Source organism: Bacillus spizizenii TU-B-10 (genome assembly GCF_000227465.1).
Taxonomy (GTDB): Bacteria; Bacillota; Bacilli; order Bacillales; family Bacillaceae; genus Bacillus; species Bacillus spizizenii.
Map to the genome: position 1 here is coordinate 949,459 of NC_016047.1, position 23,061 is coordinate 972,519.

Genomic DNA, 23,061 nt, shown 5'->3' on the forward strand with positions numbered 1-23,061 from the left:
AATTAAAAATACATAAAAACCAAATTATTTACTTGCGAGTGGTTTTCCCATACGATGGCAAAAAGGCAAGAAGGGGAGTAAGGGAGAAAAATGTAAGCGGATTCATTTAAGGGGGAATGGATGTGTTAGCAATTTTAGGCTTTCTCATGATGCTCGTGTTTATGGCATTGATCATGACAAAACGGCTTTCTGTTTTGACAGCATTAGTTTTGACGCCGATTGTGTTTGCACTTATCGCCGGATTTGGATTTACTGAAGTTGGGGATATGATGATTTCGGGGATTCAGCAAGTCGCGCCGACTGCGGTCATGATTATGTTTGCGATCTTATATTTTGGAATTATGATTGATACAGGGCTGTTTGATCCGATGGTTGGCAAAATTTTAAGCATGGTCAAAGGCGACCCGTTAAAAATTGTTGTCGGGACAGCGGTTCTTACGATGCTCGTCGCCTTGGACGGAGATGGCTCGACTACTTATATGATTACGACAAGCGCAATGCTTCCGCTCTATCTGCTGCTTGGCATCCGGCCGATTATCCTGGCGGGAATCGCGGGAGTCGGCATGGGAATCATGAACACGATTCCGTGGGGTGGCGCGACGCCGCGGGCGGCGAGCGCGCTGGGAGTTGATCCAGCTGAGCTTACAGGGCCGATGATTCCTGTCATTGCAAGCGGAATGCTTTGTATGGTGGCGGTTGCGTATGTGCTTGGAAAAGCGGAACGAAAGCGCCTTGGTGTGATTGAACTGAAACAGCCGGCCAATGCCAATGAACCGGCGGCTGCGGTTGAAGATGAGTGGAAGCGGCCGAAGCTTTGGTGGTTTAATTTATTGTTAACGCTTTCTTTAATAGGATGTTTGGTATCGGGTAAAGTCAGTTTAACCGTACTGTTTGTCATTGCGTTCTGTATTGCACTGATTGTGAATTATCCAAACCTTGAGCATCAGAGACAGCGCATCGCAGCGCACTCCAGCAACGTGCTGGCCATCGGCTCCATGATTTTTGCTGCGGGGGTGTTTACGGGGATTTTGACAGGCACCAAAATGGTTGATGAAATGGCGATTTCGCTCGTATCTATGATTCCTGAACAAATGGGCGGGTTGATCCCGGCGATTGTGGCCTTAACAAGCGGCATTTTCACATTCCTGATGCCGAATGACGCGTATTTCTACGGGGTGCTGCCGATTTTATCAGAAACGGCTGTCGCATACGGTGTGGATAAAGTGGAAATTGCCAGAGCCTCTATTATCGGCCAGCCGATTCATATGCTTAGCCCGCTTGTGCCGTCCACTCATTTGCTTGTCGGACTTGTCGGAGTTTCTATTGACGACCATCAAAAATTCGCCTTGAAATGGGCGGTTCTCGCAGTGATCGTCATGACGGCTATCGCTCTATTGATCGGTGCGATCTCTATTTCCGTATGATAATTCAGGCGTAATGACACACACTAACGGCATACAACATACCGGAGGTGTCATCATGAGTGATCCTTATATGCCGATGACTTCAGTCAGAAGCGGAACGGGGTTCGAAGCGGCAAAAGGGGTGCACGGCCTGACCGTGCAAATTGCGAATGTCTATTTTATTCAGCTGCCTTCTGAACCTCGCTCATTTGTTTTAATTGATGCCGGCATGCCTCAATCAGCCGGCATGATTGTAAATGAAGCCAAACAAAGATTCGGCGATGATTTTCAGCTGAAGGCGATTATCCTCACACACGGGCACTTTGATCATATCGGGGCGATAGAAGAAATCCTTGAGCATTGGGATGTTCCTGTTTATGTCCATTCTCGGGAAATGCCTTATGTAACAGGTAAAGAGGATTATCCTCCGGCTCGTCCTGACAGTAAGAGCGGGCTGGTCGCCAAACTGTCGCCGCTGTTTCCGCGGCACTCCATCGATATTTCCTCACATGTGCAGGCACTGCCGGAAGACGGCTCTGTACCGTTTCTTGACGAGTGGATGTGGATTGCGACTCCCGGACACACACCCGGCCATATTTCGTTATTCCGCGAGGACGGGCGCGTGCTTGTGGCAGGTGATGCAGTCATTACAGTGGAACAGGAGAAAATGGCAGACGTCTTGATTCAAAAACAGGAGCTTCATGGGCCGCCGGCTTATTTCACGCCTGACACAGGGACTGCTGCCGAATCCATTCAGAAGCTTGCCGGCCTTGAACCGGAAGCACTGCTGACGGGGCATGGCATACCGATGACCGGCAAAAACTTTCGCAGTGACTTAATTGAATTGGCAAATCGTTTATCGTCTCTTTGACACCCGCGGACACACGGGTGTTTTTTATTGTTTTCCAAGAAGATACAGAAAAATCATTTGTCTTCCGGCTTAAAAACGATACAATGAAAAGCATGAATGCGATTTGAAGGGGAGAGTTTGTTGGAAGAAAAAGAAATACTCTGGAACGAAGCGAAAGCGTTTATTGCCGCATGCTATCAGGAATTGGGAAAGGAGGAGGAAGTGAAAGACCGTCTCGATGGCATTAAAAGTGAAATTGACCGGACCGGAAGCTATGTACATACGAAGGAAGAAATCGAGCACGGGGCGAAAATGGCTTGGAGAAACAGCAACCGCTGCATCGGCAGATTGTTCTGGAATTCGCTGAATGTCATCGACAGACGTGACGTCCGGACGAAGGAGGATGTGCGGGACGCCCTCTTTCATCACATAGAAACCGCCACCAATAACGGGAAAATCAGGCCGAGCATTACGATTTTCCCTCCGGAAGAGAAGGGTGAAAAGCAAGTCGAAATCTGGAATCATCAGCTGATCCGGTACGCTGGATATGTATCAGACGGGGAAAGAATCGGTGACCCGGCTTCCCGTTCCCTGACCGCAGCCTGCGAGCAGCTTGGCTGGCGCGGAGAACGAACGGATTTTGACCTGCTACCGCTCATTTTTCGCATGAAAGGCGACGAACAGCCGGTCTGGTATGAGCTGCCGCGTTCACTTGTAATCGAGGTTCCAATCACACATCCTGAAATCGAAGCGTTTTCTGATCTGGAGCTGAAATGGTACGGCGTGCCGATTATTTCTGATATGAAGCTTGAGGTCGGGGGCATTCATTATAATGCTGCGCCGTTTAATGGCTGGTATATGGGCACGGAGATCGGAGCAAGAAATCTGGCAGATGAAAAGCGGTATGACAAGCTCAAAAAAGTGGCGTCCGTTATCGGCATTTCTACTGATTACAATACGGATTTATGGAAGGATCAAGCGCTTGTTGAATTGAATAAAGCTGTACTGCACTCGTATAAAAAGCAAGGTGTCAGCATCGTTGACCATCATACGGCCGCAAGCCAGTTTAAACGGTTTGAAGAACAGGAGGAAGAAGCGGGCAGAAAGCTGACGGGGGACTGGACGTGGCTGATTCCGCCGATTTCACCCGCTGCCACGCATATCTTCCACCGTTCCTATGACAACTCAATCGTTAAGCCGAATTACTTTTATCAGGATAAGCCTTACGAGTAAACAACGGAAAATCGATGATGGCCTTCAAGGCTGCGGGATTCTGTGACAGAGACGTCGGTAACCTTAGAGAAAGGGCTGCCTTTCTTTACAGCCTCAAGAAATGATTGTAAGGCGTTTTCCGGGCCTTCTGCCAAAATCTCGACACGTCCGTCATCACGGTTTTTGACCCAGCCGGCCAGTTTTCGCTTATCGGCTTCCATTTGAACAAAATAGCGAAAGCCCACACCTTGAACCCGGCCGCCTGCAACGATTCGGTATTGAAGCATGTAAAAACCACCTTTTCTTTTTATGATAATCAATCATTTTACAACCTGTAAAGGGGATGTGCTCGTATGAAGTCACTGCACTATCCAGTTCTTTCTCTTAATCTCGGAAAGCCGCAGACGCTTGAGTATGACGGCAAAAAAATCGAAACCGGCATCATGAAGCAGCCCGCTGAATCCTCTGTTATGCTGTATCGGGAAAACTTTGAAGGTGACGGACAGGCGGATCTCGTGAATCACGGCGGATCTGATAAGGCTGTCTGTGTCTACCCGGCCGAACATTATCCGTTTTGGAGAGAGCTTCTCTCAAGACCGTTGCCAAGCGCCGCATTTGGTGAAAATCTGACGGTCGCGGGCCTGACCGAGGAGAACGTTTGCATCGGGGATGTGTTCAAGCTTGATGAAGCTGTTGTTCAGGTCAGCCAGCCGCGCCAGCCGTGTGTAAAGCTGGCGAAAAAGTTGGGCGTAAAGGAAATGGTGCTCAAGGTTCAGCAAACCGGCTATACCGGCTTTTATTTTCGCGTGCTGGAAGAGGGCAGGGTGGCTCCCGGCGCCAAACTGGAATTGCTGTCCTAGGGTGAGAAGACATATCAGTCCAATTCGCAAATCGCATCAACTACCATGATGCAAAAAATCTCGCCGCCATTGAACGGATTTTAAGTGAAGACACACTGTCGGAAAGCTGGAGAGCGTCCTTTATGAAAAAAAGGGACAGGCTGCTGCCTATTGAATAGAAAAAAGCCGCGCATATCAACGAGCGCGGCTTTACCATTCTTATGATCATTTTTTCTTTGTTTCAAGCAGGTTGGCAAGAAAATAGGTTTTATAGCTTTGAAGCTTTCTTCCTTCGTGGTGCGTGATCCCCTGCTTTTTTAATTCTTCAACATACCAGCCTTTACTGCCGTAATGCATGTCAGAAAACTCCTTTCCCTATCTCTCCCAATGGAGAGGGTTTTACCAAGCGATTGGCATTGTAACATCTATGGAAAGATGCTGAAAAGAGATGCGGGAAAAACTGAGCCTTTCGCACTAGCTGTACGAATGTTCTTCTGTATGTATATGCCGAGTAAAAGCTGAATATGATTTAATGGCCGGTTAGTTTGATCATGACAACGCCGAATGTCATAATGCTGAAAACAATGCCGATATATGTGAGCATCCCGTTTTTTTTCTTCACGCCGTAAACGGTCATCATGATGCCTTCAATGAAAAAAATGATGCCAAAAATAATAAACCACATGCAGATAAAGGCTCCTTTCACAGACATAATAGTAGTGTAGCATATCTGGAAGAGCCGGGCTGCACAATATCAAGAAAGCCGGGCAGCATATGCGCCCGGCTCGTATTTTTATTGCTTATCAACCAATTTGACCAGCAGCTGTGCCAAATGTTTTTTCTCATCTTCATCCGCAACACCCCAAAGCTCTTGCAGCAGCATTTCTTCACTGTTGTGCGGCTCTTCATGCTTAGCGAGGTAGTCTCCCAGGATCGCGGCGCTTTTCACAAGCTTGCCGTCATCCAATCCCAGCTTTTTGCCTCTGTTAACTTGTTTACTCAAGTAGTCTTTAAATTCCTCAAAGTCTTTTAAAATTTCTTCTTTTGTTGCGCCATGCATTGCATTCATTTCGTTTTCAATTTGGATTTTTTCTTGATCTCTGTTCATTGCCATACCTCCTCCTGCGAATAGTGATGTTTTACCTGCAATTGGAGGAGGTTAAACCATCCGGCAGCCCGGAATGTGTTTTACAGTTTTGTCAGAATAATCGGTTCATCTTTTGTGATAACGATGGTGTGTTCAACTTGGGCAACCATGCTTTTATCCGGTGTCTTGAACGTCCAGCCGTCTCCAGCTTCAACAATCGTTTCCGCTTTCGTTGAAATAAACGGTTCAAGGGCGATGACTGTGCCGTTTTTGAAAAGCGCGTTATCAAACGGATCATAATAGTTCATGATGTGGTTCGGCGCTTCATGCAGGCTTCTGCCGATTCCGTGGCCGGTCAGGGTTTTAATGACGGTAAAGCCTTGAGAGCGTGCTTCATGATAAACGGCTCTTCCGATTTGGTTTTGGCGCTTTCCTGCTTTTGCCTGCTGCAGCCCTTTCTGAAAAGCGTCTTCCGCGCATTGGCAAAGCTTATGAAGGCGTTCTTCTCCTTCACCGAGCACAAATGAGATGCCTGTGTCGGAATAGAAGCCGCCAAATTCAGCGGAGATGTCAATGTTCACAAGATCTCCCGCTTTTAAAATTTTGGAAGTGCTTGGTATGCCGTGGGCCACTTCATCATTTACGCTGATGCATGTCACACCCGGAAAGTCGTATTCTTTCTCAGGTGCTGAAACGGCGCCATGTTCATCAAGCACCGCTTTTCCGATAAGGTCAAGGTCTTTTGTGCTCATGCCGGGCTCTGCCTTCCGTTTCATTTCTTCACGCGCCAGCGCGACGATTCTTCCGATTTTTTTCAGGCCTTCTAATTCTTGATCGTTTGTTACAATCATCTGTCATTCCCGCTTTCTTTTTAAATAATCTAGTTTAAGCTTACCACAACTGTCTTAAAAATAGGAAACACACGGACCTGAGAAAAAAGAAATACCCTGGGAAAATTGGTATAGATCACTAGATATCCTATATGGTATATTTGAAAAAAAGGGGTATGAGGGGGATGGGTATGCTTTCATTTTTACAAAAACTCGGGAAGTCATTTATGCTCCCGATTGCGGTTCTGCCTGCAGTCGGGATTATCCTTGCGCTTGGCAGAGAGGATTTATTTAATATCCCGTTTGTCTATCAAGCGGGGACGGCGGTGTTTGATCATCTGCCGCTTATTTTCGCGATCGGAATTGCCATTGGCATTTCAAAGGACAGCAATGGGGCCGCGGGGTTGTCAGGAGCAATATCATATCTGATGCTTGACGCGGCGACAAAGACAATTGATAAAACAAACAACATGGCGGTATTTGGGGGAATCATTGCTGGTTTAATTGCCGGCTACACCTATAATCGCTTTAAGGATACAAAGCTGCCTGAATATCTTGGATTCTTCAGCGGCAGACGGCTTGTGCCGATTGTAACAGCCATTATTACGATCATTTTAGCAGGCATATTCGGAGTTGTCTGGCCGCCGATTCAATCGGGCATTAACGAGTTTGGAGAATGGATGCTTGGGCTCGGCGGCATCGGGGCTGGCATATTCGGCCTGTTCAACAGGCTGTTAATCCCGCTTGGCCTTCACCACGTGCTGAACAATATTTTCTGGTTCCAATTCGGAGAATATAACGGAGTGACAGGAGATCTGGCGCGCTTTTTCGCGAAAGATCCGACAGCAGGGACATATATGACCGGATTCTTCCCAATCATGATGTTCGGTCTTCCGGCGGCGTGTCTAGCTATGGTTGCGACTGCAAAGCCGTCAAAACGGAAAGCAACTGCTGGAATGATGATCGGGTTTGCCTTGACTGCGTTTATCACAGGGATTACAGAGCCGATTGAGTTTGCATTTATGTTTTTATCTCCGCTATTATACGCTGTTCATGCGGTCTTAACCGGGCTGTCTTTATTTATCGTCAACTGGCTCGGCATCCGCTCAGGCTTCTCTTTTTCAGCCGGAGCCATTGATTATGTGCTCAGCTACGGAATTGCAGAAAAACCGCTGCTGCTGCTTCTGGTAGGTATATGCTATGCGGCTGTCTATTTTATCGTGTTTTATGTACTGATTAAGGCATTGAATTTAAAAACGCCGGGACGCGAAGACGATGATGTGGATGAAGTGCTGGATGAAAATACTGTTCAGGATGTCAATGAAAACATCATGCTGAAAGGGCTCGGCGGAAAAGAAAACCTTCAAACCATTGATCATTGCGCCACAAGACTGCGGCTGACTGTGAAGGATACCGCTTTAGTGGATGAAACGCTGCTAAAGAAAGCAGGCGCAAAAGGGGTCGTCAAATCAGGCGGGCAATCGGTTCAAGTGATCATTGGCCCGAATGTCGAATTTGCAGCGGAGGAATTGAGAGCTGCGGTGAAATAGAAAAAGCAGAGAGGCTAGCCTCTCTGCTTTTTCTTATTTATCTTCATCATCCGTTGACGTTTCGGAAGAATCTTCGTCATGTTTTGTGTAATCATAATCGGAAGGGTTCACCTTCGTAAAACCTTTCGGCTCATAGAACCGCAGCAGGTCTCCGTTTATGATTTTATCGGACATTTCAAGTTCCTTCTTGACGAGTGAGTCTTCTGACTTGTCGATTTCAGCTTCATCAAGCTCTTTTCCGGTTTTCGTATCGTAATACTTGCCGGATACTTTCGTGTACTTCGGTGAAATAAAGTCTCCGTTACGGAACGGAATCACTTCACGGTGTTCTTTAGATAAAATATCAGAACCGGACATCAGGTAGTCTTTCGTGTCCACTCCGAGCAAATGCAGAATGGTAGGAGCCACATCGACGTCTCCGGCATATTTATGAACTTGCTGGCCCTTCACGCCGGCAGCGTGGATAAAGAGCGGCACCCGTTGAAGCTGGGCGTTGTCATAATCAGTGATTTCATCTTTGCCAAGAACTTTAGCCATCGCTTTATTGTGGTTTTCAGAGATGCCGTAATGGTCTCCGTACATCACAATAACCGATTTATCATATAACCCGTCTTTTTTCAGGTCATTGAAGAATTGTTCAATGGACTGATCAAGGTAATGGGCTGACTGGAAGTAGTTGTTGACGACAGAGTCACCAAAGTCTCCAGCCGGGAAGTCTGTATCACCCTCATCCATTCCGAATGGGAAGTGGTTAGATAGGGTAATGAACTTCGTATAGAACGGCTGCGGCAGGCTTTCTAACAGCGGCATTGATTCTTTAAAGAACGGTTTGTCTTTCATGCCGTAGTTTTTCGTGTTTTCTTCGTTCATGTCATAGTAGGCAGAATCGAAGAACTTATCGATGCCTTCCGCTTTGTACATTTCGTTACGGTTCCAGAACGTCTGCGTGTTTCCGTGGAACGCAGCAGATGTGTAATCCTTAGACTTCAGAATCGCTGGAACGGATTGAAGCGTGTTTTGCGCTTTGTTTACGAAAACTGAACCTTGAGCCAGCGGGTACAGAGAGTTTTCCATCATAAATTCCGCATCAGATGTTTTACCTTGTCCCGTTTGGTGGAAAAAGTTATCAAAGTAGAACGTTTCGTTATCGTGTGCCAGTTTATTTAAGAATGGTGTGACTTCTTTGCCGTCAATTTTATAATCAATGATAAATGACTGCAAAGATTCAAGTGAAACGTAAATGACGTTTTTTCCTTCCGCTTTGCCGAAATACACGTTATTCGGCACGTCGTAATTGGCTTTCATGTAGTTTTCCACTTCCGTCACGTCGCTGGAATCGGCAAGCGCGCGCTGGCTGTTGGACTTGATATTCTGCACAGCGTCATAAATCGTAAAATTGTACGTGCCCAAGTATTTCACAAGATAGTTTCGGTCGAATGATCTTGTCAGCAATTCAGGTCTGTCTGATTCCGCAACTGCCAGGTTGATTAAGAACACAAGAATCGAAGATGCAAGAACGATTCGGAACGATTTTTTGCTGGACGTTTCGGCAGGCTTGTTCACTTTGATCGCCAAGATGATCAGAATGATCGTATCGATAAAGTAAAAGGCGTCAGTCGGTCTCATCAGCGAAAATGCGCTGTCACCGAGTTGGCCGCCGTTTGTTTTAGCCTGCATAATGACCGGAATTGTAATAAAATCATTGAAAAATCTGTAGTACACAATGTTTGCGTACAGTAAAAAAGACATTAAAAAATGAATCACTATAATGGCTGTCTGCTGTAATTTTTTCTTGAACAAGAGTCCAAAGCCAAGAAAGAACAAGCTTGAGCTTAAAGGATTCACAAAAAGCAATATTTTTTGTATCGTGTTGTCTATTCCTAAGTTGAAGTTCAGGACATAACCGACATACGTTTTGATCCATAACAGGACGACCGCAATTAAGAAGAAGGCCAGTCCTCTTTCTTTTATAAATGTTTTCATTGTTACACTCCTTTTTTCCGATCACAGTTCGAGCGAAACGATAGAAAAAACGAACGTATCCAATATAACACGAATCAGCGGATTAGAAAAGTGAAAATCGTCGGGTGGAGAAAGTGGCGAAAAACGCCGTCGAATCAACGTTTCGCTTGACATATTGCTAAATGTAAAATAAGGTTTCTTTCTAGAAATACAGGAATAAAATGGTACTTAGGGAGGTGTATGATAAAATATAAGGAAATAAATGAAAAGAGGTGAACTGATGGATTTTTCCCATATTGTGTCTGAAGATAAAATTAAGCGTGCCATCAAAGACGGAGAATTTGAAAACCTTCCGGGAATGGGAAAACCGCTGCCAAAGGATGACGCGGCACACTTGCCGGAATCGCTTCGCATGAGCTACCGTATGTTAAAAAATGCGGGAATGGCAGAGGACGAGGGCGCGCTCAAAAAAGAGCTCATGACCATCGACCATTTAATCGCAAAATGCTATGACGAAAAAGAACGTGAGCAATTAATCAGAAAAAAAAACGAAAAGCAGATGCTGCTTGATAAGCTTGTTGAAAAAAAAGGCATGTTTTCAAAGCCAGCGTCCGCTTTTTATAAGAATAAAGTATATGACCGGCTTGGACGAAACAGACCTTCTTCCAGCTGATTTGTCTTGTCTGAAGGATGGCGATTGATACAAGCCATCCTCTTTGTGTTCCAGTGGTCTCTGTCTAAAAGGTTTATGTTTAACCGTCTGTGGGGAAATGACTCATAAACGAAAAAAGGGTGATGGGATGGAACAACTATTGGAATGGATAGAGCGTATATCTGATTGGCTGTGGGGTCCGCCGCTAATCATCTTGCTGACGGGGACGGGATTGTACTTCACCATTTTGCTGAAATGTTTTCAATTTCGCTACCCCTTATACATTTTGAAGCAGACGATCGGCAGTGTAGGAAAAAAGCCGAAAGGAGAGGGCACAGTCACTCCGCTCCAGGCATTGACGTCAGCCCTCAGCTCAACGATCGGTGCGGCGAACATTGTCGGGGTGCCTGCCGCTATTATGTTTGGCGGACCCGGAGCGGTTTTTTGGATGTGGCTTATAGCCTTATTTGCCATGGCGATTAAGTTTTCTGAAAGTGTGCTTGCTGTTCATTACAGAGAAAAAAATGAGCAGGGGGAATTTGTCGGGGGACCGATGTATTACATAACAAAAGGGCTGCACATGAAATGGCTCGGCGTATTTTTCTCTGTTGCGCTGATCGTGGAGCTGATTCCGAGCATTATGGTTCAGGGGAATTCGGTTTCAGTCTCTCTTGCCGAAACATTTTCTTTCAATAAAATATATGCGGGAATCGGCATTGCGTTTTTGATCGGGTTAGTGGTAATAGGAGGGGTAAAGCGGATTGGAAAAGTAACAGAGTTTGTCGTGCCTCTTATGGCAGGGGCATACGTGGGAGCCGGTCTCCTGATTGTTCTGATGAATCTTTCATCAGTGCCGGCGTTTTTCTCTCTTATCTTTTCGAATGCGTTTACCTCTTCTTCAGCAGTTGGAGGATTCGCTGGTGCTGCCCTGGCTGAAACCGTTCGCTGGGGATTTGCCCGCGGTCTGTATTCTAATGAAGCCGGAATGGGAACAGCCCCGATTGCACATGCGGCGGCAAAGACTGATCACCCTGTAAGGCAAGGGTTCTGGTCTGTGATCGGAATTGTCATTGACACTTTAATCATCTGCACCACCACGGCTTTTATCGTCCTTTCATCCGGTGTCTGGACAGGGAAGAATGCCTCAAATGATCCGGCAGCACTGACGACGGCCGCATTTCAGCACTATTTTGGTTCTGGCGGAGGGTATTTCGTTTCGGTTTCTCTCGTTTTCTTTGTTGTATCGACCATTATGGTTGTCATTTTTTACGGCGTAAAGCAAGCTGAATTTCTGTTCGGGCGGCTGGCAGGACACGTGATCAAATTCGTTTATTTAGCGGCTATTATCATAGGTGCCGCAGGCGGAGCAAAAGCCATCTGGGGCATATTGGACTTAGCATTAGTTTTTATTGTTGTCCCGAATGTGATTGCGCTGCTGTTATTGAGCAGAAAGGTAAAAGCGCTATATACCGAATTTTTTACATCTGAACAGTATTACCTGAAAGATAGAGGGAAAACGAAACAGGACCCTGTTTATCAAACAAAAGAAGCCAAAAATTCTTAGCGTTTTGCTTTGGCGCCGAACATCGCTTTGCTTTTGATGATCAAATAGATGAATAAAGGCAGCAAAAAAGAAATCACCTTATTAATGATCGGCTTGATTCTATTAAAGTCGATCAGCTGATTTGTATTCAGGAAGAACCAAAAGCTGCATACAAGCGAAAACATGCCGGTTGGTGTATACATGGCTTTCAGGTCGATTTTTGAGTGTAAGAAGGAAAGCCCATATACCACAATATAAAGCGAACCGGCTATCTTCACCATAATGATCGGAATCCATAAGGGTGCGATGATCAGGTCTGAACGATCCAGGATACGACAATCACCATGGGGGCAGACGCAATTTCCGCTTCAGCGGCTGTCCCAATGACAAGAGCGCCGAGAATGCTGACCGTCTGGCCAACGGTTTTCGGCAGGCGCATCCCTCTTCACGGAGAGCCTCAAAAGAAATTTCCATAATCAATGCTTCTATGATGGCGGGGAAAGGAATCAGCCGTGCTGAACATTATACCCTGAAGCTTTCAGTGAAGCCCTCTCTTGATCCTCTAATGGTTGATTCTGTTATCGGTTATTCAATGCTTCTTCTTTGACCGCCTTTTATTTTTAAAATCAGGCATTTTGAATGCCCGTCTGCAAATAAACCCGCGTTCCCCTCAATGATGGATGCAGCCACTTTGCTTACACTAGTTTCTGACGCAACGCTTGAAATCGATAATGTGTTTTGCAGCGACTCTTCATGTTCATCTATCTGATCCGTCAGATGCCTCAAGAAAGGACGGAGGGCGTGATCCTGAATATGTTCAGATTTTACAATTCCTTCGATATAAATAAATCCGCACAGCCCGTTTCCAAAATCAAATTGTCTAAATACGATGTTTAAGCAGCCTTCTGTTAATAAGGTCAGAGTATCGAGGTTTTCCTTTAAATCGGGAGAGATCGGTCTGTCCTGATGTTCTTCAAGCTCTTTGATGAGCTTAAGCGCTTTATCGCGTTTATCCTGCTTTTTCAATGTCTTATTCAATAAGTGCTTGTGACTTTTAGAGTAACCTTGTCTGTCTGTTTCAGATATTCCTGGACTAGGATGAAAGCGCTATAAAAAATGGTTGACTACATGTATATACAGGAATACAATATAGTCATAAGTTGTATATACAAGTTATAAAAACGGATACGGAGGGGTTGGCATGGGGGAACTGAACAAATCGGCACGGCAGATTGTCGAAGCAGTCGGCGGTGCTGAAAATATTGCAGCGGCAACTCATTGTGTTACACGTTTGCGTTTTGCATTAATAGATGAAAGCAAGGTTGATCAAGAGGAACTTGATCAGATTGACGTTGTAAAGGGGTCGTTTTCGACAAACGGGCAGTTTCAGGTCGTGATCGGCCAGGGAACGGTCAACAAAGTGTACGCTGAACTGGTCAAGGAAACGGGGATTGGCGAGTCAACAAAGGATGAAGTGAAGAAGGCTTCAGAAAAAAATATGAATCCTTTGCAGCGTGCTGTGAAAACGCTTGCAGATATTTTTATTCCGATATTGCCTGCGATTGTCACGGCGGGTCTCTTGATGGGGATCAATAACATTTTAACGGCGCAGGGCATTTTCTTCAGTACAAAGTCGATTGTGCAGGTCTATCCGCAGTGGGCGGATCTCGCTAATATGATTAACCTGATTGCGGGCACGGCCTTTACGTTTCTGCCTGCGTTAATCGGCTGGTCTGCGGTCAAACGGTTCGGCGGCAATCCGCTCCTTGGCATTGTGCTTGGCGTTATGCTCGTGCATCCTGATTTGCTGAATGCGTGGGGATATGGCGCCGCAGAACAAAGCGGAAAGATCCCGGTATGGAATTTGTTCGGCCTTGAGGTGCAGAAAGTCGGCTATCAGGGACAGGTGCTCCCGATTTTGCTGGCATCCTATGTGCTGGCGAAGATTGAGGTGTTTTTAACAAAGCGTACACCTGAGGGCATACAGCTGCTCGTTGTTGCGCCGATTACGCTTCTCGTAACAGGTTTTGCTTCTTTTATCATTATCGGCCCGGTTACATTTGCGATCGGAAACGTGCTGACTTCAGGGCTTATCTCGGTGTTTGGCTCTTTTGCCGCACTGGGCGGTTTGTTATATGGCGGTTTCTACTCAGCGCTCGTCATTACCGGCATGCATCACACGTTTCTTGCAGTCGACCTGCAGCTCATCGGCTCAAAGCTTGGCGGCACATTTTTATGGCCGATGCTGGCGCTTTCTAATATCGCACAAGGTTCGGCTGCGCTGGCCATGATGTTTATCGTGAAAGATGAGAAACAAAAAGGCCTTTCCCTCACATCAGGGATTTCTGCTTATCTCGGTATTACAGAGCCTGCCATCTTCGGAGTGAATCTGCGATACAGATTCCCGTTTATCATTGCGATGGTCAGCTCCGGGCTGGCCGGAATGTATATTTCTTCTCAAGGTGTGCTGGCAAGCTCCGTCGGTGTCGGCGGCGTGCCGGGTATTTTCTCAATCATGAGCCAGTACTGGGGCGCGTTTGCAATCGGGATGGCTATTGTATTGATCGTGCCGTTTGCCGGAACATACGCGTATGCAAGATTCAAACATAAATAACTAATGGGGAGCGGGACGTGTTTTAGCGTTCCCTTTTCCCGTTTTTATTCTGAAAAATCGGTGGTGGAGACAGATGAAAACAGAACTAACGCCATGGTGGAAAAAAGCTGTGGTCTATCAAATTTATCCGAAAAGCTTTAACGATACGACAGGAAACGGTGTCGGCGATCTGAACGGCATTATTGAAAAGCTTGATTACTTAAAAACACTTCAGGTGGATGTGCTTTGGCTGACACCGATTTATGACTCTCCGCAGCAGGATAATGGGTATGACATTCGTGATTATTACTCGATTTATCCTGAATACGGGACGATGGAGGATTTTGAGCGGTTATTGTCCGAAGCCCATAAAAGAGGCCTGAAAGTCGTCATGGATCTTGTCGTCAATCATACGTCAACAGAGCACAAATGGTTTCAAGAGGCGATTTCGTCAAAAGACAGCCCATACCGTGATTTTTATATATGGAAAAACCCGCAGGAAAACGGTTCTCTTCCGACGAACTGGGAATCGAAATTCGGCGGCTCGGCATGGGAGCTTGACGAAGCATCGGGCCAATACTATTTGCATCTGTTTGATGTGACGCAGGCTGATTTGAATTGGGAAAATGAAGAGGTCAGAAAGCATGTCTATGATATGATGCATTTCTGGTTTGAAAAGGGAATAGATGGCTTCAGGCTTGATGTCATTAACCTGATTTCTAAAGACCAGCGCTTTCCGAATGCGGAAGACGGCGGTGACGGCCGTTCCTTTTACACTGACGGGCCGCGGGTGCATGAATTTCTGCATGAAATGAACGAAAAGGTGTTTTCACATTATGACAGTATGACGGTCGGTGAGATGTCTTCAACAACTGTAGATCATTGCATCCGGTATACAAATCCCAAAAATAAAGAACTTGATATGACGTTCAGCTTCCATCATCTCAAGGTTGATTATCCAAACGGTGAAAAATGGGCTTTGGCGCCGTTTGACTTTTTGAAGCTGAAGGAGATCTTATCCGAGTGGCAGACGGGAATGCACGCTGGAGGGGGATGGAACGCTCTGTTCTGGTGCAATCACGATCAGCCGCGCGTTGTATCTAGATATGGAGATGACGGCGCGTACAGGGTGAAATCGGCGAAAATGCTCGCTACCGCCATTCATATGATGCAGGGCACGCCTTATATTTATCAGGGCGAGGAGCTGGGAATGACGAATCCGAAGTTTGCTGATATCAGCTCGTATCGGGATGTCGAATCACTGAACATGTATCACGCTTTTAAGGAAAAAGGAATGCCCGACCAAGAGATCACAGCAATTTTACAGGCGAAATCCCGCGACAACTCCAGAACGCCTGTCCAGTGGGATGATACGGAGAATGGCGGTTTTACAACGGGCACGCCATGGATACCGGTCGCCGGCAACTATCGGGAAATCAATGCTGAAGCGGCGTTGCAGGATCAGAACTCGGTGTTTTACCATTATCAAAAACTGATTCAGATTCGAAAAACATATGACATTGTGACAGAGGGGACGTATGAATTAATCGCAAAGGATGATCCGAACGTTTTTGCGTATCTCAGACACGGCAGCAATGAAAAGCTGCTCGTGATCAATAATTTCTATGGGACAGAGGCAGCCTTTACACTGCCGGATTCTATAGCGCCTGACGAGTGGAAGGCAGAGGTGCTGCTGGCGAACGATGATGTGAGGGAAGAGCTGCAGAACATGACGCTCCGTCCGTATGAGTCCATTGTTTATCGTTTAACGAAACCGTGTTAAACTAAGCTGGGTGGTCCATAATGAAGGTGAATAAATTCATCACAATCTATAAAGACATCGCGCAGCAAATTGAAGGCGGCCGATGGAAAGCGGAAGAGATTCTTCCGTCTGAACATGAGTTGACCGCACAGTATGATACATCAAGAGAAACGGTCCGAAAGGCGCTTCACATGCTTGCGCAAAACGGCTATATTCAGAAAATCAGAGGGAAGGGCTCTATCGTTCTCAACCGTGAAAAAATGCAGTTTCCCGTCTCAGGCCTTGTCAGTTTCAAGGAGCTCGCACAAACGCTTGGCAAAGAAACGAAAACAACTGTACACAAATTCGGGCTGGAGCCTCCGTCAGAGCTGATCCAAAAACAGCTCCGGGCCAATCCGGATGACGACATTTGGGAAGTCATCAGGTCTAGAAAGATTGACGGGGAACATGTAATTTTGGACAAGGATTACTTTTTCAGAAAGCATGTGCCTCACCTGACGAAAGAAATTTGTGAAAACTCAATATATGAATATATTGAAGGAGAGCTGGGTCTTTCGATCAGTTATGCCCAAAAAGAAATTGTTGCCGAGCCATGTACGGATGAGGACAGGGAGTTGCTCGATTTACGCGGCTATGACCATATGGTCGTGGTGAGAAACTACGTCTTTTTGGAGGATACGAGTCTGTTTCAATATACGGAAAGCAGACACCGTCTCGACAAATTCCGATTTGTTGATTTTGCGCGGCGGGGAAAATGAGAAAGGCGCCTGCCTGCGGCAGCGCGCTTTTTTTGTTGGTATCAAAATTGATACTATCCAACAAAAATGTGCGTACTTTTACTTTTTATGATAATGGCTACAATAGAGATGAGAGTAACCATAAGGAGAGGTGTTTAACATGGCAGATATAAAGAAACAAATTCTCGATGCATACAATTTCAGACATGCGACAAAGGAATTTGACCCGAATAAAAAAGTATCAGACAGCGATTTTGAATTTATTTTAGAGACAGGAAGACTGTCTCCGAGTTCCCTTGGCCTTGAGCCTTGGAAATTTGTTGTCGTCCAAAATCCGGAATTTCGCGAGAAACTTCGCGAATACACATGGGGCGCGCAAAAACAGCTGCCAACAGCAAGCCATTTCGTTCTGATTCTTGCACGTACAGCGAAGGATATCAAATACGATGCGGACTACATCAAACGTCATTTAAAAGAAGTGAAACAAATGCCTCAGGACGTGTACGAAGGCTACCTCAGCAAAACGGAAGAGTTCCAGAAAAACGATTTGCATTTGCTTGAAAGTGACAGAACATTGTTTGACTGGGCATCAAAACAAACCTATATTGCACTTGGCAACATGATGACGGCCGCTGCGCAAATAGGCGTTGATTCCTGCCCTGTAGAAGGCTTCCAGTATGATCACATTCACCGCATTCTTGAAGAAGAAGGCCTTCTGGAAAATGGAAGCTTCGACATTTCTGTGATGGTGGCATTCGGCTACCGTGTACGAGATCCTCGTCCGAAAACAAGATCTGCTGTTGAAGATGTTGTGAAGTGGGTCTAAATAAAGAAAGCTGCTCGCTTAACGAGCAGCTCTTTTTTTATGCCTGATTCGCTCTATTCTGTTTTCTTCTCTGATGCAAGTACATTGCCGTTCCGAGCGCGCTGATCAGAAATCCGGCCAAGAGGATCGAGTACATAGATGTGGCTGTGTCCGGAAGCAGGCCGCCAGCGGGACTGTCCGTTCCTGATCCGCCTGACCCGTTTCCTCCAGAGCCATTTGTCGGTTCAGTGCCGGGAGGTGTATCATTTCCTCCGTTCCCGTCAGTCGGCTGTTTTCCGCCTGGTTTATCGGAGCCTTCGCCATTGCTGCCGTCATCACCGCCGGTCGGCTGATCAGACGGGAATGCCGGCGGTTTGTTGTTCTCACCGGAATTTAAGATCGTGTATTCGCTGAAGTGGTTTGTATATCCTGTCACGATATCATCGTCAACTGATCCGTTTTCTGTCTTTGTGAAAGCTTTCTTTTTCCGGTCGACGTGGTAAATGGCAGGATTATGAGCTTCTTCAATATCAAACATGCGAAGCGAAAGCTGTACGGGCTCCTTGAATGATTTCACTTCTTTTCCTTTTTGCTTCACTGTAAAATCATATACATCTCCGATAGACACGTCCAATTCACCGGTAGATTTGATTCCAATTACAGTGTCCGCGGTTTTGATGTTCGCCATTGGAAGCTTCATGCTGTACCAGTAGTTGAACACCGTCAATGAAGGATCTGACTCTCTTTCTTTCAAAAGTTTGACCTGATCTTCTTTTACTTTAAGATTGATAGGCTTCTCTTGAGATCCTTCATATGTTTCATAATAGACAAACGGCGTGTTGGCATTTTTAGCATAAATCGCAAATTTGTCTTCATCGAGAGTCCAGCTGCCATCCTTCTGCTTTGTCGGCAGGAATACTTCTTTGATGCGTCCTTCGATTTTAGGAGAGACCTTGTTTCCTAGTTTTTTCAGCTGTTCGGTGAAAATCTCGTAATCCACGTAGCCAAGGTCTTCACCATGGGATGCTTCCGTAAAGACAGAATATCCGTCTCCTCCGGCGCCGACAAAATTATTTGTTGCCACGCGGTAGGTATTGTCAGGATCAAGATTAACTGTTTTTCCGTCACGCGATTCCAATTTGACTTCAAGAACACGGTGTCCAGGTTCCTTGTTTAATGTAAACGTATACTGGATTCCGGCCACCTGAGGGAAGGCGCCGCCTCCGTTTTCCACATTGCTTAAGCCTTGTTCAAGGGCTTCTTTGATTTGTTTTCCGGTCAAATCGGCCACGTAAAGCGTGTTGCCGAACGGCATCACGTTCAGCACCTCGCCGAGTGTGATGTCGCCTTTGTCAATGCCGGCTCTGATGCCGCCGCCATTTGTTATCGCTATTCTGGCGCCGGCTGCTTCTTTCGCTTTTGCCAGCATGCCGTCTGCAATGAAGTTTCCGAGATTGGTTTCCTTCGTGCGCACATGCTCGCGCTGGCCGTCAAGCGCGACATCCGTGTATCCTACTTTTTCATTTTTCACGTCCTCTAATTCAGTTTTGAACTGATCGAGCTCTTTTTTGGCTTTTGCGTTTTCTTCTGTATGTTCATCAATTGGCAGCACGCTTAGATTTGATTTGTCTGTTTGCACCACGCCGTTTTCATCAAACACGACATCGACACGTCCCAAGTATTGTCCGTATTCTTTTGCCTGCGCCACAATCGTCGGTTCTTCGTTGTCCACGACCTCCATTTTGTCAACGAGGGTATGGGTGTGTCCACCGATGATCAAGTCAATGCCTTTCACTTTTTTGGCCAGCTCAAGATCACGGTTATGCCCGATATGGGTTAAAGCAATGATTTTGTTTACTTTTTCTTCTTCCTGAATCGCTTTGACGGTGTTTTGTGCTGTTTCAAAGGCATCATTGAAAACGATGCTTTTGCCCGGGCTTGATGTGGTGGCTGTATCTTCCGTTGTCAGTCCGAATACGGCGACTTTCTCACCGTCAACATCTAACAGAATGTAAGGGTGGATGCCGGGCTCTTTCTTTTCACCTGCCGTAAAGGTTTGCGGCTTTTTGACATATGATGTCAGCTTAGGCTCATTTGACACATCTACATTTGCGCTGACGAACGGAAATTCAGGTGCTTCAAAGTGATAGCGGTTCGCCGGGTCGACGGTTGTGCTGTTTCCGCTGAGAAAATCAGAAAGCACTGTCGGTCCTTTATCAAACTCGTGGTTTCCGAAGGTCATGGCGTCATAGCCCATCATGTTCATCAATTTCAAATCAGCTAAACCGTTCCATTTTGTGAAATACAAGTCGCCGGAAAATACATCTCCCGCATCAAGGAGAATGTTGTGGTCTGTTTCGCTTCGCACTTCGTTGATTTTCGTCATTCGTCTCGCCGCGTCATCGAGGTGAGCGTGCGTATCATTGGTGTGCATCACAGTCAGATCCCACAGTCCGTCTTTTGGAGGATCAGGATTTGAATCATCATCGAATTGCAGCTTGTACACACCATAGCCACTATTTTCAGACTCGCCTACATAAGCGACATCATCCGCTTTATCGGCAAACGGCTTAGCCAAAAGCGAGGATTCAAACGTCACATTCGTTCCGGAAACAGGCGCGATTGACCAGTTGTTGTCCGCTTTTGGATTGACTGTTTTTTGTTCGATAATGTAATCCATCAGCACCTGTCTGTTTTCAACTGCGGAGCCATGGACAATCTTATCACTCGTCAGGTGAGGGAAACCGCCGCCTCCGGACGCGCGATAATTATTTGTGACAACGAGAAATTCCTGATTCGGGCTGATTGCTTTGCCTTCATAGGAAAGGTTGATGATCCGGGATGAGTCCGCGTTGATCACTTTTCCGTTCTCATCGTACTTCGCCGGTTTTGTGACATCGACCTGATATGTGACACCGTCAATCACATCAAAATTATAGGAGCGGAAATTGTCATTCAGCAAGGCTTGATCGCCACCTTTTGACGGGTCAATTTGATTGAATTGGCCTGCTGACATCTCCAGCCAGTCCTTGACTTCGCTGCCTGTCAGCTTGACGATCTGAACAGTATTATCGTACAGATACAAGTCACCGACGTTTTTAATGGCAAGATCTCCAGCCGGAATATTCGTATAGTAATTGGCCCCGTTTCTTCCGCCTGCTTTAAACGGCGCTCCAGCGGACAAAATTGGGAGGTCCTTATACTTGGTATCCTTCATTTCCTTTTCGGCATACCATTTTTGCGCGTCGGTCACAACCTGAATGGAAGGGTCATCTTTGACCTGTGCAAAGAAGCTGTTAATATCTGCTTCTGTTTTGCCGACTGGTTTTCTGACATATTCCAGTGTGTTTTGGTGTGTTTGCTGAATGGTGTTTGTGACCGTTTCATTTCGGGATGTGACACTGCCGGCAATGGATTCAATACTGCCTTTGGAATCTGCCACCTTCCATGAGCCGTCCGTCTTTTCGAGTTTGAGGTCAATCACGCCTAAGTATTTGCCCCAGCTGCTTGGCATGACGACAGGAATGCCGTTAATCGTTCCGTTTTCAACATCGAATTGAGAAACACCCGCATACTCTGCGGAAGGGAAAAGTCCGTGCTGATGGCCCGAGATAATCGCGTCAATGCCTTTCGTTTTGGTGGCTAGGTCAAATACAGCGTTTTCCGCGCCTGGCGATTGCGCTTGCTTTTCAATACCGCTGTGGGCGAGGGCGATAATGACATCTGCGCCTTTCGCCTTCATTTTAGGGATCGTTTCATTGGCGGATTCTACGATATCCTGCACTTGCACCTGACCTTCGAGATGCTTTTTGTCCCACGTCATAATTTGCGGCGGGACAAAGCCTATGTAGCCGACTTTTACTATCTGCTCATTGCCGTTTTCGTCAGTGACGGCTTTTTCTTTAATGACATACGGCGTATAACGGTTTTCACCGCTTGTTGTTTTGACGTTGGCATTTACAATCGGGAAATCGGCCCCTTTGATCGTGCCGTCGAGAAAGTCGAGCCCGTAATTGAATTCATGATTCCCCAATGTGCCGGCGTCGTATTTCAGCGCATTCATGACACTGATGATCGGATGGGGTTTCGCGCCGGAGATAATGTCGTCTTTTTCATATTTCACCGCGTATTCGCCCAGCGGATTCCCTTGAATCAAGTCGCCGTTATCGACGAGCAGGGTGTTTGGGTTTTGCTCGCGGTGCTTTTGGATCAGCTGTGCCGTTCTTGCCAGCCCGAAATCCGTCGTTTCTTTGTCGCTGTAGTAATCGTAATCCATCATGTTGGCATGAATATCAGTCGTGGCCAAAATACTCAGTTGTACCTGAGGAGCCGCGCTTTCTTCTGCATGAATGGGTGGTGTTGGGAGGATTAGGCTAAGTATCATAATTGGGGGCAAAAGAATACGGAGAATGTTACCGACGTGTGTTCGTCTTTTCTGTATTCTCACCGGTTCTCCACCTTTCAACGAAATTTGTGTTACAGCTCCTATTGTAAGAATATTTTGTAACTATTTGTAGGTGTTTCTTTATGATTATTGTAAAAGGGAGAAAAATGAGTATTATGTAGCAGCATCAAACGACAAATGCTGGGTATTTATGCTTATCGTTTGTCAGATTCGCGGAATGTTTATTTTAGTGTGGCTGGGGTAGAGTGTTTTATGTAGGCATATTAAAGCGGGAGGTAATGATTCATGGGGAAAAAAATTGCAGTTGTTTTGACAGATTATTTTGAGGACAGCGAGTACACTGAACCTGCGAAAACCTTTAAAGAAGCGGGACATGAACTGACTGTCATTGAAAATGAAAAAGGAAAAACAGTAAAAGGCAAGCAGGGGAACGCGGAAGTGACGGTTGACGCGTCCATTGACGACGTAAACCCTTCAGACTTTGATGCGCTTTTGATTCCCGGTGGATTTTCGCCAGACCAGCTTCGCGCGGATGACCGTTTCGTCCAATTTGCAAAAGCGTTTATGACTGACAAAAAACCGGTATTTGCGATTTGCCACGGCCCGCAGCTTTTAATCAATGCGAAAGAGCTCGATGGCCGAAAAGCGACAGGCTATACGTCCATTCGTGTTGACATGGAAAACGCGGGTGCTGACGTTGTGGATCAGGAAGTGGTCGTTTGCCAAGATCAATTGGTCACAAGCCGCACACCGGATGATATTCCGGCGTTTAATCGTGAATCGTTAGCATTGCTTGAGAAATAAAAAAACGGACGCTCCCGGGCGTCCGTT

Annotated in this window: 18 protein-coding genes and 4 pseudogenes; 13 read left to right on the plus strand and 9 right to left on the minus strand. The window is 46.2% G+C overall.

What is annotated here, in order from left to right; all coding sequences use genetic code 11:
* Positions 1-122 precede the first annotated feature (122 nt).
* The 3 genes from citM (at position 123) to nosA (ending at position 3,486) form a co-directional block, all read left to right on the plus strand.
* Positions 123-1,424, plus strand: coding sequence for an Mg(2+)/citrate complex secondary transporter CitM (gene citM / locus GYO_RS26540; protein WP_003242978.1), 1,302 nt, complete (start codon positions 123-125; stop codon positions 1,422-1,424).
* A 55-nt stretch (positions 1,425-1,479) separates the two neighbouring features.
* Positions 1,480-2,274 carry an MBL fold metallo-hydrolase gene (locus GYO_RS26545; RefSeq protein WP_014113022.1) on the plus strand — a complete coding sequence of 265 codons (795 nt, stop codon included), beginning with the start codon at positions 1,480-1,482 and terminating at the stop codon, positions 2,272-2,274.
* A gap of 120 nt (positions 2,275-2,394) precedes the next feature.
* The gene (gene nosA, locus GYO_RS26550) at positions 2,395-3,486 is read left to right on the plus strand and encodes a nitric oxide synthase (protein ID WP_014113023.1); all 1,092 of its coding nucleotides are present in this window, start codon (positions 2,395-2,397) and stop codon (positions 3,484-3,486) included.
* On the opposite strand, the gene GYO_RS26555 is transcribed toward nosA, so the two are convergent.
* Positions 3,477-3,752, minus strand: a complete 276-nt coding sequence (locus GYO_RS26555) for an acylphosphatase (RefSeq protein WP_013307940.1) — start codon at positions 3,750-3,752, stop codon at positions 3,477-3,479. The genes nosA and GYO_RS26555 overlap by 10 nt on opposite strands.
* A gap of 66 nt (positions 3,753-3,818) precedes the next feature.
* On the opposite strand from GYO_RS26555, the pseudogene GYO_RS26560 reads away from it, so the two are divergent.
* Positions 3,819-4,483: pseudogene (locus GYO_RS26560) on the plus strand (MOSC domain-containing protein).
* A gap of 46 nt (positions 4,484-4,529) precedes the next feature.
* Here the strand turns inward: GYO_RS26560 and GYO_RS26565 are convergent.
* From GYO_RS26565 to map, 4 genes are all read right to left on the minus strand, one after another.
* Complete coding sequence (locus GYO_RS26565; protein WP_014113026.1) at positions 4,530-4,661, minus strand: YflJ family protein; 132 nt, start codon at positions 4,659-4,661, stop codon at positions 4,530-4,532.
* A 172-nt stretch (positions 4,662-4,833) separates the two neighbouring features.
* Entirely contained in the window at positions 4,834-4,989 is a 156-nt protein-coding gene (locus GYO_RS26570) for a hypothetical protein (protein WP_014113027.1), read from the minus strand.
* Positions 4,990-5,097: 108 nt separating this feature from the next.
* Positions 5,098-5,412 carry a DUF3243 domain-containing protein gene (locus GYO_RS26575; RefSeq protein WP_014113028.1) on the minus strand — a complete coding sequence of 105 codons (315 nt, stop codon included), beginning with the start codon at positions 5,410-5,412 and terminating at the stop codon, positions 5,098-5,100.
* 80 nt (positions 5,413-5,492) lie between these two features.
* Complete coding sequence (gene map / locus GYO_RS26580) at positions 5,493-6,242, minus strand: type I methionyl aminopeptidase (protein ID WP_003223067.1); 750 nt, start codon at positions 6,240-6,242, stop codon at positions 5,493-5,495.
* 170 nt (positions 6,243-6,412) lie between these two features.
* Between map and nagE the strand changes: the two genes are divergently transcribed.
* Positions 6,413-7,771, plus strand: coding sequence for an N-acetylglucosamine-specific PTS transporter subunit IIBC (gene nagE, locus GYO_RS26585; protein ID WP_014113029.1), 1,359 nt, complete (start codon positions 6,413-6,415; stop codon positions 7,769-7,771).
* Positions 7,772-7,804: 33 nt separating this feature from the next.
* Here nagE and ltaS read toward each other — a convergent pair whose 3' ends face one another.
* Entirely contained in the window at positions 7,805-9,754 is a 1,950-nt protein-coding gene (gene ltaS, locus GYO_RS26590; RefSeq protein WP_014113030.1) for a lipoteichoic acid synthase, read from the minus strand.
* 104 nt (positions 9,755-9,858) lie between these two features.
* On the opposite strand from ltaS, the pseudogene GYO_RS43675 reads away from it, so the two are divergent.
* The 3 genes and pseudogenes from GYO_RS43675 to GYO_RS26600 all read left to right on the plus strand — a co-directional run bounded on the left by GYO_RS43675 (position 9,859) and on the right by GYO_RS26600 (position 11,949).
* Positions 9,859-10,009 (plus strand): annotated as a pseudogene (locus GYO_RS43675) (hypothetical protein).
* 4 nt (positions 10,010-10,013) lie between these two features.
* Positions 10,014-10,406, plus strand: coding sequence for a DnaJ family domain-containing protein (locus GYO_RS26595; protein WP_041520888.1), 393 nt, complete (start codon positions 10,014-10,016; stop codon positions 10,404-10,406).
* A 127-nt stretch (positions 10,407-10,533) separates the two neighbouring features.
* On the plus strand, positions 10,534-11,949 hold the full coding sequence (locus GYO_RS26600; RefSeq protein ID WP_014113032.1) for an alanine/glycine:cation symporter family protein: 1,416 nt from the start codon (positions 10,534-10,536) through the stop codon (positions 11,947-11,949).
* Here the strand turns inward: GYO_RS26600 and GYO_RS26605 are convergent.
* Together GYO_RS26605 and GYO_RS43255 are read right to left on the minus strand one after the other, a co-directional pair.
* Positions 11,946-12,257 (minus strand): annotated as a pseudogene (locus tag GYO_RS26605) (endospore germination permease); the annotation flags it as partial. The gene GYO_RS26600 and the pseudogene GYO_RS26605 sit on opposite strands and share 4 nt — an antisense overlap.
* Positions 12,257-12,954, minus strand: a pseudogene (locus GYO_RS43255) (spore germination protein); the annotation flags it as partial. The pseudogenes GYO_RS43255 and GYO_RS26605, both read right to left, overlap by 1 nt.
* 175 nt (positions 12,955-13,129) lie before the next feature.
* Between GYO_RS43255 and treP the strand changes: the two are divergent.
* From treP to GYO_RS26630, 4 genes are all read left to right on the plus strand, one after another.
* On the plus strand, positions 13,130-14,542 hold the full coding sequence (treP, locus tag GYO_RS26615; RefSeq protein WP_014113036.1) for a PTS system trehalose-specific EIIBC component: 1,413 nt from the start codon (positions 13,130-13,132) through the stop codon (positions 14,540-14,542).
* 73 nt (positions 14,543-14,615) lie between these two features.
* The gene (gene treC / locus GYO_RS26620) at positions 14,616-16,304 is read left to right on the plus strand and encodes an alpha,alpha-phosphotrehalase (RefSeq protein ID WP_041520889.1); all 1,689 of its coding nucleotides are present in this window, start codon (positions 14,616-14,618) and stop codon (positions 16,302-16,304) included.
* Positions 16,305-16,324: 20 nt separating this feature from the next.
* A complete protein-coding gene (treR, locus tag GYO_RS26625) occupies positions 16,325-17,041 on the plus strand; it encodes a trehalose operon repressor (protein ID WP_014113038.1) in 717 nt (238 codons plus the stop codon).
* Positions 17,042-17,180: 139 nt separating this feature from the next.
* Entirely contained in the window at positions 17,181-17,846 is a 666-nt protein-coding gene (locus tag GYO_RS26630) for an NAD(P)H-dependent oxidoreductase (protein ID WP_014113039.1), read from the plus strand.
* Positions 17,847-17,883: 37 nt separating this feature from the next.
* On the opposite strand, the gene GYO_RS26635 is transcribed toward GYO_RS26630, so the two are convergent.
* Positions 17,884-22,272, minus strand: coding sequence for a multifunctional 2',3'-cyclic-nucleotide 2'-phosphodiesterase/3'-nucleotidase/5'-nucleotidase (locus tag GYO_RS26635; RefSeq protein ID WP_080010060.1), 4,389 nt, complete (start codon positions 22,270-22,272; stop codon positions 17,884-17,886).
* A gap of 243 nt (positions 22,273-22,515) precedes the next feature.
* On the opposite strand from GYO_RS26635, the gene yfkM reads away from it, so the two are divergent.
* Positions 22,516-23,034 (plus strand): general stress protein 18, encoded by a 519-nt coding sequence (gene yfkM, locus GYO_RS26640; RefSeq protein WP_014113042.1) that lies wholly within the window; start codon positions 22,516-22,518, stop codon positions 23,032-23,034.
* Positions 23,035-23,061: the final 27 nt, after the last annotated feature.

What these genes read in the sequence shown, in the direction of transcription:
- yfkM (WP_014113042.1), top strand. Translation starts at nt 22,516, where the DNA reads ATGGGGAAAAAAATTGCAGTTGTTTTGACAGATTATTTTGAGGACAGC.
- GYO_RS26630 (WP_014113039.1), top strand. Translation starts at nt 17,181, where the DNA reads ATGGCAGATATAAAGAAACAAATTCTCGATGCATACAATTTCAGACAT.
- GYO_RS26555 (WP_013307940.1), bottom strand. Translation starts at nt 3,752, where the DNA reads ATGCTTCAATACCGAATCGTTGCAGGCGGCCGGGTTCAAGGTGTGGGC.
- ltaS (WP_014113030.1), bottom strand. Translation starts at nt 9,754, where the DNA reads ATGAAAACATTTATAAAAGAAAGAGGACTGGCCTTCTTCTTAATTGCG.
- treC (WP_041520889.1), top strand. Translation starts at nt 14,616, where the DNA reads ATGAAAACAGAACTAACGCCATGGTGGAAAAAAGCTGTGGTCTATCAA.
- treP (WP_014113036.1), top strand. Translation starts at nt 13,130, where the DNA reads ATGGGGGAACTGAACAAATCGGCACGGCAGATTGTCGAAGCAGTCGGC.
- GYO_RS26565 (WP_014113026.1), bottom strand. Translation starts at nt 4,661, where the DNA reads ATGCATTACGGCAGTAAAGGCTGGTATGTTGAAGAATTAAAAAAGCAG.
- GYO_RS26570 (WP_014113027.1), bottom strand. Translation starts at nt 4,989, where the DNA reads ATGTGGTTTATTATTTTTGGCATCATTTTTTTCATTGAAGGCATCATG.
- GYO_RS26595 (WP_041520888.1), top strand. Translation starts at nt 10,014, where the DNA reads ATGGATTTTTCCCATATTGTGTCTGAAGATAAAATTAAGCGTGCCATC.
- GYO_RS26545 (WP_014113022.1), top strand. Translation starts at nt 1,480, where the DNA reads ATGAGTGATCCTTATATGCCGATGACTTCAGTCAGAAGCGGAACGGGG.
- GYO_RS26600 (WP_014113032.1), top strand. Translation starts at nt 10,534, where the DNA reads ATGGAACAACTATTGGAATGGATAGAGCGTATATCTGATTGGCTGTGG.
- GYO_RS26575 (WP_014113028.1), bottom strand. Translation starts at nt 5,412, where the DNA reads ATGAACAGAGATCAAGAAAAAATCCAAATTGAAAACGAAATGAATGCA.
- map (WP_003223067.1), bottom strand. Translation starts at nt 6,242, where the DNA reads ATGATTGTAACAAACGATCAAGAATTAGAAGGCCTGAAAAAAATCGGA.
- nagE (WP_014113029.1), top strand. Translation starts at nt 6,413, where the DNA reads ATGCTTTCATTTTTACAAAAACTCGGGAAGTCATTTATGCTCCCGATT.
- treR (WP_014113038.1), top strand. Translation starts at nt 16,325, where the DNA reads ATGAAGGTGAATAAATTCATCACAATCTATAAAGACATCGCGCAGCAA.